This is a genomic window from Actinomadura darangshiensis, assembly GCF_004349235.1.
GTDB classification, from domain to species: Bacteria; Actinomycetota; Actinomycetes; order Streptosporangiales; family Streptosporangiaceae; genus Spirillospora; species Spirillospora darangshiensis.
In genome coordinates this window covers 1-9,298 of sequence record NZ_SMKY01000325.1, presented here as the reverse complement: position 1 = coordinate 9,298, position 9,298 = coordinate 1, and the positions used below count along the sequence as shown (strand labels likewise).

Genomic DNA, 9,298 nt, shown 5'->3' with positions numbered 1-9,298 from the left:
CCGCCCGCGCCGCACGGGTTCCGCCGCTGGCGGCGGACACGTCCCTTCTGGGGCGGCCTGTTCGCCGTCCTCGGCGGCGTCGAACTCATCGCGATCCCGCTGGCCCCGATGCCGCTCGTCGTCCACCAGGGCATGGCCGGGGTGGCGAGCTGGCTGATCGGCGCGCTGCTCGTCACGGCGGGCGCGCTGCTGTGGTTCCAGCCCGCGCAGCGCAGCTTCTACGGCATCCTCGCCGTGCTGCTGTCGCTGGTGTCGTTCGTGACGTCCAACTTCGGCGGGTTCCTCGCCGGTCTGCTGCTGGGCGTGGTCGGCGGCGCCCTCGGCTTCGCCTGGTCCCCGTCCGCCGGACGCCCCCCGGGCGCGCCGCGGGAGCGGCACAGGGCGCCGGCCGCGTCGCGCGGCGGACGGCTGACGGCCCTCGCCGCCGTCCCGGCCGTCCTGGGCTTCCACGTGCTCGCCCCGTCGCCGTCCCCCTCCCCCACGGTGTACGCCGACGCCGGGACGCTGCGGGCAAGCTCACTGACGATGTCGGGGCTGAGCTACGACGGTGTCGCGTCACTGCCCTCGGCGGGCGGGACGGTGAAGGCGCTCAAGTTCACCATGTCCAAGGCCGTCCTGAAGGACGTCGACCAGACGGCCGCGCACGCCGGAACCACCGCGCGCATCCGGACCGGCGCCCTCACGCTGAACGGCGGCGTCGTCATGTACACGACGAAGATGTCGTCCAAGCTGCTGGGGATCCCGGTGACGTTCACCCCGGAGAAGCCGCCGCCGCTGACGCTGCCTCACATGGTGATGACGGACGTCGTGTCCGAGCAGCCCTCCGTCACGGCCGGCGGCGCGCAGATCGCCGGGCTCGCGGTCACGAACGCTTGACCGGCCGGGACGCCGAGCGAGTCCGTGCGCAGCTTGCCGCGCAGGATGAACGCGCCGAGCAGCACCGCCGCCACGACGAGGACCACCGCGACCGTGACGACCAGCACCGTCTTGCGCCGCTCCCCGCCGTCACCGTGGACGGACGGCGGAGGCGGCTGCTGCCAGTTCGTGAACTGCTGCGGCTGCTCCCACGGCGGGGGCGTCTGCGGAGGAAGGCCCGGATGCGGCCGATGCCGCTGGGGCTGCGGTTGCGGCGGCTGATGCTGCCCGGGGGGCGGGGCCCATTCCGTCTCCAGCATCGTCCGCGCCTCCAGGTTCTGCCCGGCACGGGACGGCGGCGGGCGGTGCGAGCCGTTCTGCTCCTGGAACCGGCCGGGATCGCGCCGGGTGCCCGGGTCGAGGTCGTCGGGATCGGCGTCGCCGCGGTCGCGGCGCGTCACCGGGTCGAGGTCGCCATGGTCGCGGCGGGTGACCGGGTCGAGGTCCTCCGGGTCGAGGACGGTCTCCGACGCGTCGTCGGTGCGGCCGGCGGGGGGCAGGTAGCGGGCGGAGGGCTCGTCCGCCACCGTCTCGTCCGCCTGCGACGGCAGGGGCATCGGCATCGTCGCCACCTGCGTCAGCAGCGGATGCGCCTGCGCGGCCGTCATCCGGTTCACCGGCTCGCGCCGCAGCAGGCCGTCCAGCACCATCGTCAGCGGCCCCGCGTTCCGCGCCGGCGGGACGGGCTCGGTCAGCGCGGCCTGCAGCGACGACATCGCGTCCGACCGCTCGTAGGGGGAGCGGCCCTCCACGGCCGCGTACAGCGTCGCGCCCAGCGACCACAGGTCGGACGCGGGCACGGCCCGCTCGCCCTGCACCCGCTCCGGCGGGATGTAGGCGGGCGAGCCCATGACGAGGCCCGTCTGCGTGAGCGTCGAGTCGCCCTCCACCTGCGCGATCCCGAAGTCGGTCAGGACGGCCCGCCCGATGTCGGTGATCAGCACGTTGCTGGGCTTGACGTCGCGGTGCAGGATGCCCTTCTGGTGGGCGTGCTGGAGCGCGCCCAGCACCTGCAGCCCGATGTCGGCGACCCGGCGGTGCTCCATCGGCCCGCGCTCGATGATGTCCTGCAAGGACGGGGCGAGGACGAGCTCCATCACGATCCAGGGCCGGTCCGACTCCTCGACCACGTCGTGGACGGTCACCACCCCGGAGTGGTTCAGCCGCGCCGACGCCCGTGCCTCGCGGAACGTCCGCTCGTACAGGACGGCGCGCTCGGACGGGGTCAGCCCCGGCGGGAGCACGACCTCCTTGACCGCGACCTCGCGGTCCAGCATGACGTCGAAGGCGCGCCACACGGTGCCCATGCCGCCCTGGCCGACCACCGAGTCCAGGCGGTAGCGGTTACCGAGCAGACGTGCCTGTGCCATTTCTAGAGGGTCCCCCCACTGGGTCATCCCACCCCGGCGGGACGGAACGTGTCGAGCACATTCTTCACGAGTGCCTCGTTCCCGTTCCACTGGGACGTGGGAACCGCCACCACGATCGCGTACGGCCGGCCGTTGATCAGCACGCCCCGGTCGCGGGCACGCGTGCCGCCCGCGCGGTTCCAGGCGAACTCGATGTCGGCCGCGGGCCGTCCGGCGACCGTGGTACGGGTGATCTCCCCGATGCGGTGGAAGTTCGCCAGCTTGCCGTCGGCGATGGCCTCCCGCTCCCAGGTCACCCAGTGGTCGTACGGGTCGCCGGACCAGACCGTCCGGTCGACCTGCATGTAGGCGGTGGAGGCGGGGTCGGTCCAGACGGTGCTGTTGCCCTGCTCGGAACGCCGCCAGCTGCGCGGAACACCGATCTTGAAACCGGGACCCGACGCCGGCTTGAGCCCCGGCGGGAGCCGTGCCGCGGTGGGCCTCGGCTGGGACGCGGGCGGGTTCGACGGCGTGGTCTGCGTGGGCTGGGTGTCCGCGGTGGACGGCTGGGCGGGCGGCGACTGGGCGGTGCCCCCGCCCGCGGACGAGCCGTCCGGCCAGACGACGAACCCGACGACGGCCAGGATCGCCGCCGCCGCGACGACGCCCGCGAGGATCGGCGCGACCGGCGACTTCTTGCGCGCCGGCGCGGAAGGCGCGTTGCCGGGCGACCACTGCGTGTCCGGACCGGGCGGGAACTGCGACGTCATGTCGTGCGGAACGGGAACGTTCTGCGCCGGCACGTTCTGCGGCGGCACGTTCTGCGCCGGTACGGGCACGCTCTGCGCCGGCGCGTACGCGGGGGCGCCGTCCACCGCCGTCGTCGCGTTGGACGCGATCTGCACGGCGGCCAGGCCGGCGGCGTGCCCGGACGCGACCGCCCTCAGCGCGTCCTCCACCTGCTCGCCGCTCAGCCGCCGGACCGGGTCGCGCTCCAGCAGGCCGGTGAGGACGGGGGCGAGCGGCCCCGCGTTCTTCGGCGGCGGGACGTCCTGCGTCATCACGGCGGCGAGGACGGCCATCGCGTCGCTGCGGTGGTGCGGCGCCTTGCCCTCCGTCGCCGCGTAGAGGGTGGCGCCGAGCGCCCACAGGTCGGACGCGGGGATCGCCGGGTCGCCGTTCACCCGCTCCGGCGACATGTACGCCGGCGACCCCATGATCAGGCCGGTGCCGGTGAGCGTCGCGTCGCCCGCCATCTGCGCGATGCCGAAGTCGGTGAGGACGGCCCGGTCATCGTCGGCCACCAGCACGTTCGCGGGCTTGACGTCGCGGTGCAGGATGCCGATCGCGTGCGCCGCCCGCAGCGCGCCCGCGATCTGCCGGCCGATCGTCGCGACCCGGCCGGACGGCAGCGGCCCGTCCTCGTCCACGAGCTCCTGGAGCGAGCGGGCCCGCACCAGCTCCATGACGATCCACGGCCGGTCGTCCTCGTCCACGACGTCGTGTACGGTCACGACGCCCGGATGGTTCAGCCGCGCGGAGGCGCGGGCCTCGCGCAGCGTGCGGCGGTGCCGGTTCTCGCGGTCCTCGTCGCTCAGCCCCGGCGGGAGGCGGACCTCCTTGACCGCGACCTCCCGGTCGAGGGTCTCGTCGCGGGCGCGCCAGACGGTGCCCATCCCGCCGCTTCCGACGACCGATTCGAGCCGGTACCGACCGGCGAGCAGGCGCCCGGCCATCAGTCGTCCGCCGGCTTGAAGAACTGGTAGACCGGTTGGAGGTCCGAATACACCTTGTCCCACTCGCCGTCGGGGGCGCGGAGCAGGATCGCGTAGCCGTGCCCGTTCGTCACGAAGCCGCGGTTCAGGACGCGCACCCGGCCGCCGTCGCCGGCGTAGGTGAACTCCCAGTCCGCGGACTTGTCGCCGTTCCCCGTGTCGCGCACCGGCGGGTGGTCGCCGGTCGGCGCGATCCTGATCTTCTTGTATCCGGGCCAGCCGGAGCCGCCCCGCTCCTGCCGCCGCCAGTCGCCGATGGCGCTGTCCCCCGGGTCGTCGGTCTGGTCGATCTGGAGGTAGGTCTTGCGGCCGGGCGCGTAGTAGAAGTCGCCGCCGTTCTTGCGCTCGGGCCCGCTCCAGCCCGCCGGGACGGGCACCGAGTAGCCGCTGCGGTCCTCGCGCATGGTGAACCCGGCGGGCAGCGTCGGGCTCGGCTTGGCCGAGGTGGCGGGGGCGGACGGGGACGTGCCCGCGGTCGAGGGGCTCGTGGCGCCCTCCTTGCGTGCGTTCCCGCCCTTGCCGTCGCCGCCGTTGCTCGCCAGCGCGATGCCCGCGATGACCAGGATGATGACCAGCACCACGGCGGCGACGATCAGCACGTTCCGGTTGGAGGCGAGCGCGGGACGTCCGGCCGGATGGTGGGTCGTCGGCGGGAAGTGGGTGTCCGGCCCCGGCTCCGGCGGCGGGCTCTCGCTCGACAGCGTCGCCTGCCCGGCGGGCTCGGTGCGCGGGCCGGACCGCCACGACCTGACCCGGTCGGGGTCGGGCGCGGTCTCGCCGGGGTTCGCGGGCTCGGCCCGCTTCGGCAGGGCCGCGGGCAGGTCGAAGCTGGTCAGCTGGTCGGGGCGGGCGCCGGTGTCCGCCGGGACGGGCGCCGCCGCCTCGGGCGGTTCCGGCATGGTCCGCTGGGACGCGGGCGGCTCGTCGGGGACCTCGACGGCCATCGTCCGCTGCGTGTCGATGCTCTCCTGCCGGACGATGTCGTCCAGCAGCGCGCCGGCCTCGATCGCGTCCATCCGCTGGTCGGGGTTCTTGTGCAGCAGCCCCTCGATGACCGGGACGAGCCGGCCGCCCTTCTCCGGCGGGTCGGGCTCGTCGGAGATCACCGCGACGAGCGCGGCCATCGGCTCGGGCCGCTCGAACGGCGACTTGCCGTGCAGCATGGCGTACAGGGTGACGCCGAGCGACCACAGGTCGGAGGCCGGGCCGGCGACGCGGCCGCGGGCCCGCTCCGGCGCGATGTAGGCGGGCGAGCCCATGACCAGGCCGGTCTGCGTGAGGGTGGCGTCGCCGGACGCGGTCGCGATGCCGAAGTCGGTGAGCACGGCGCGCTCGCCCATCCGGCCGGTGCCGGTGATCAGCACGTTGCTGGGCTTGACGTCGCGGTGCAGCACCCCGGCGCCGTGCGCGGCGTGCAGCGCGGCGAGCATCTGCCGGCCGATCTCCGCGGCGCGGCGCGGCTCCAGCGGCCCGTCCTGCTTGATCACCTGGTCCAGGGAGCGGGCCCGGATCAGCTCCATGATGATCCAGGGCCGGTCGTCCTCTTCGACGACGTCGTAGACCGTGACGACGCCCGGGTGGCCGAGCCGGGCCGCGGTGCGGGCCTCACGGAACGTGCGCTTATGGTGCACGGCGCGTTCCTCATCGGTGAGACCATGCGGGAGGATGACCTCCTTCACCGCAACGTCACGACCGAGGACCTCATCGTGCGCCTGCCAGACCGTACCCATGCCGCCCCGGCCGACCTGGGTCACCAGGCGGTAGCGGCGGGCGAGCAAGCGCTCACCGGTGGGTTCATTCGGCATATCCGCGACCATATCGACTTTTGCTGACAATCTTGGACCGACCTTGCAAGCGACATCCCCCTACCCGTACGACGTCCGGCCCCACGTCGAGGTTCGCCTCCGGACGGGCACGTGCGGACGGAGGCGGTGGCGACGTGACACCCGGTAGAAAGGGGACCATGACGGAGCAGGGCCCGAGGGGCGGCCTGCGGGGCGAGTGGGGGCGCCTGATCCAGGCCGCGCCGACGATCTTTTTCTGGTACACCCGTCTCTCCGGGATCCTGTCGCTGCTCGCGTGGGTCTCCTATGGTCTCATCCTTGAGATAGCCGATATCTGGGCGCTGCGCTGGATCGGATACCTCGGCTGGTTCCCCAGCGTCCCGATCGGCCTGCTGTGGATCCTGCTGTCGATGGGCGTCCGGCGGCGCAAGAAGGCCGCGTGGCGGATCCTCGTGCTGATCTTCTGCCTGCCGACCGCGCTCGGCGTCACCGCCGTCCTCACCACGCTGTTCAACCCGGACAAGCCCACCCCCGTCGGCCTCATCGTCACCGCCGCCGTCTACCTCGCCGTCCTCGGCCTGCTGATCTGCGCGCGCGGCCAGTTCACCACCCTGCCCGACCGCGCCAACCGGCGGCTCGCCACCATCGTCTTCACCAGCCTCCTGGTCGTGACCTGCGGAATCGGCACGTTCCTCGTCACCGTCACCGACCGCAACGCCGGCGGCGACTTCTGGACGCACCCGCTCTACGCGATCTCCCAGACCGTCCTCGGGCCGCGCGTCACCGGCAAGCCGATCAACGTCTCGGTGCCGTTCTGGGTGGACGTGATCCTCTGGGTCCTCGGCACCGGACTGATGATCGCCACGTTCTGGGCGCTGTTCAAACCGGGGCGGCGCGACCCCGTCCTCAGCCCCGCCGAGGAGCTGTCGGCCCGCGCGCTGCTCGCCGAGTACGGCGACCAGGACTCGCTCGGCTACTTCGCGCTGCGCCGCGACAAGGACGTCATCGTCGCGCCGAACGGTAAGGCGGCCATCGCCTACCGGGTCGAAGGTTCGGTCTCGCTCGCCAGCGGCGACCCGCTCGGCGACCCCGAGTCGTGGGACCAGGCGATCGAGGCGTGGCTCGGCGAGTGCCGCGCGCACGCCTGGATCCCCGGCGCCGTCAGCGTCGGCGAGCGCGGCGCCCGCAGCTACAAGCGGCACGGGTTCGACGCCCTCGAACTCGGCGACGAGGCCATCGTCGACCTCACCGACTTCAACCTGGACGGACGGGAGATGCGGCAGGTCCGGCAGGCCGTCCGGCGGGTCGAGCGGGCCGGCTACACCGTCCGGATCCGGCGGCACTCGCAGATCCCCGGCTGGGAGATGGCGAAGCTCATCCGCAGCGCCGACGCGTGGCGCGGCGAGGAGACCGAGCGCGGCTTCTCGATGGCCCTCGGCCGCCTCGGCGACCCCACCGACGGGCGCTGCGTGATGGTCGAGGCGTTCGACGCGCACGGGGAGCTGCGCGGGCTGCTCAGCTTCGTCCCGTGGGGGCGGGCCGGGCTGTCGCTGGACCTGATGCGCCGCGACCGGCTCGCCGAGAACGGCCTCAACGAGTACATGGTCGCCAAGCTCGCCGAGAAGGCCGCCGCCGTCGGCGCGCAGCAGCTCTCGCTGAACTTCGCGATGCTGCGGTCGGCGTTCGCGCGCGGCTCGCAGATCGGCGCGGGGCCCGTCGCGCGGCTGTACTACCGGTTCCTGTCGTTCGCGTCGAAGTTCTGGCAGCTGGAGTCGCTGTACCTGTCGAACGCCAAGTACCTGCCGGAGTGGCGTCCCCGCTTCATCTGCTACATGCAGGGCCGGCACCTCGTCCGGCTCGGCCTCGCCTACGCCCGCGCCGAGGGGTTCCTGCCGAGCTTCAACCGCCCCAAGCTGGACCGGGCCGCCGCGATGGTGCCGACCACCGGCCTCGTCGACAAGATCAAGGAGATCGAGGAGGACGCGGACGCGCGGCGGGCGCCGCAGCGGCGGCTGTCGGAGCAGGAGCGGGTCCGGCACGCCAAGCTCGACGAGATCCGGTCCGCCGGGATGGAGCCGTACGCGCTCGGCTGCGAGCGCACCGACTTCGCCGCCGACATCCGGTCCCGCCACCCCTCGCTCGCGCCGGACGCGCGCACAGGCGACTCCGTCGCGATCGCCGGACGCGTCGTGCTGGCCCGCGAGCACGGCCGGCTGATCTTCGTCACGCTGCGGGACGAGACCGCCGACCTGCAGGTCATGCTGACCGCCGAGGCGCTCGGTGCCGAGTCCCTCGGGCAGTGGAAGGCGCTCATCGACCTCGGTGACCAGGTCGGCGTGCGCGGCGAGGTCGTCACGTCCCGGCGCGGCGAGCTGTCGGTGCTCGCCTCCGCGTGGACGCTCGCGGCCAAGTGCCTGCGCCCGCTGCCGAACAAGCGGGCCGGGCTGTCGGACCCGGAGGCCCGCGTCCGGCAGCGGTACGTCGACTTCATCGTCAACGACGAGTCGCGGCGGATGCTGCGGATGCGCGGCGACGCCGTCGCCGCCGTCCGGGACGGCCTGCGCGCCCGCGGCTACCTCGAAGTCGAGACCCCGATGCTGCAGCCCGTCCACGGCGGCGCCACCGCCCGCCCGTTCACCACCCGCATCAACGCCTACAACATGCAGCTCTACCTGCGGATCGCGCCCGAGCTGTACCTGAAGCGGCTCCTCGTCGGCGGCGTCGGCCGCGTCTTCGAGCTGAACCGCAACTTCCGCAACGAGGGCGTCTCGCAGAAGCACAACCCCGAGTTCACGATGCTGGAGGCGTACGAACCGTACGGCGACTACGACACGATGGCCGAGCTGACCCGCTCCCTCGTCGTGGACGCGTCCCGCGCCGCGCTCGGCACCACGGTCGTCGTCCGGGACGGCGTCGAGCACGACCTCGCGGAGCCGTGGCAGGAGATCACCGTCTACGAGTCGGTGTCGAAGGCGCTCGGCGAGGAGGTCACCACCGGCACCTCGCTCGCCCGGGTCCGGTCGTTCGCCGAGCGCGCCGGGCTGAACGTCGACCCGCAGTGGGGGCAGGGGAAGATCGTCCAGGAGCTGTTCGAGGCGCTGGTCGAGGAGCACCTGACGGCGCCGACGTTCGTCCGCGACTACCCGGCGGAGACGTCCCCGCTGACCCGCCCGCACCGCGACGACCCGCGGCTCGCCGAGAAGTGGGACCTCATCGTCTTCGGCCTCGAACTCGGCACCGCCTACTCCGAGCTGATCGACCCGATCCTGCAGCGCGAGCGGCTGACCGAGCAGTCGCTGCGGGCCGCGGGCGGCGACCCGGAGGCCATGGAGTTGGACGAGGACTTCCTTCGCGCCCTGGAGTACGCGATGCCGCCCGCCGGCGGCATGGGCATGGGCATCGACCGCCTCCTGATCACCCTGACGGGCCGCAGCATCCGCGAGACGATCCCGTTCCCCCTGGTGCGCCCCGGCTC

The 9,298-nt window shown here is 73.1% G+C and carries 5 protein-coding genes; 2 read left to right on the top strand and 3 right to left on the bottom strand.

From position 1 onward, the window contains the following. The coding region (locus tag E1293_RS48090; RefSeq protein WP_165978609.1) for a DUF6114 domain-containing protein at positions 1-876 on the top strand (876 nt) is incomplete at its 5' end. On the opposite strand, the gene E1293_RS39965 is transcribed toward E1293_RS48090, so the two are convergent. The 3 genes from E1293_RS39965 to E1293_RS39955 are packed head-to-tail and all read right to left on the bottom strand — an operon-like array spanning position 786 to position 5,769. Then, positions 786-2,285, bottom strand: coding sequence for a serine/threonine-protein kinase (locus E1293_RS39965; protein ID WP_132204182.1), 1,500 nt, complete (start codon positions 2,283-2,285; stop codon positions 786-788). The two genes, E1293_RS48090 and E1293_RS39965, sit on opposite strands and share 91 nt — an antisense overlap. Before the next feature lie 23 nt (positions 2,286-2,308). After that, complete coding sequence (locus E1293_RS39960) at positions 2,309-4,000, bottom strand: serine/threonine-protein kinase (protein WP_132204180.1); 1,692 nt, start codon at positions 3,998-4,000, stop codon at positions 2,309-2,311. Beyond that, complete coding sequence (locus E1293_RS39955) at positions 4,000-5,769, bottom strand: protein kinase domain-containing protein (protein WP_243717275.1); 1,770 nt, start codon at positions 5,767-5,769, stop codon at positions 4,000-4,002. Before E1293_RS39955 ends, E1293_RS39960 begins: the two co-directional genes overlap by 1 nt. 233 nt (positions 5,770-6,002) lie before the next feature. On the opposite strand from E1293_RS39955, the gene lysX reads away from it, so the two are divergent. Further along, positions 6,003-9,298: bifunctional lysylphosphatidylglycerol synthetase/lysine--tRNA ligase LysX (gene lysX, locus E1293_RS39950; protein ID WP_207939377.1), on the top strand; the 3,296-nt coding region annotated here is incomplete at its 3' end.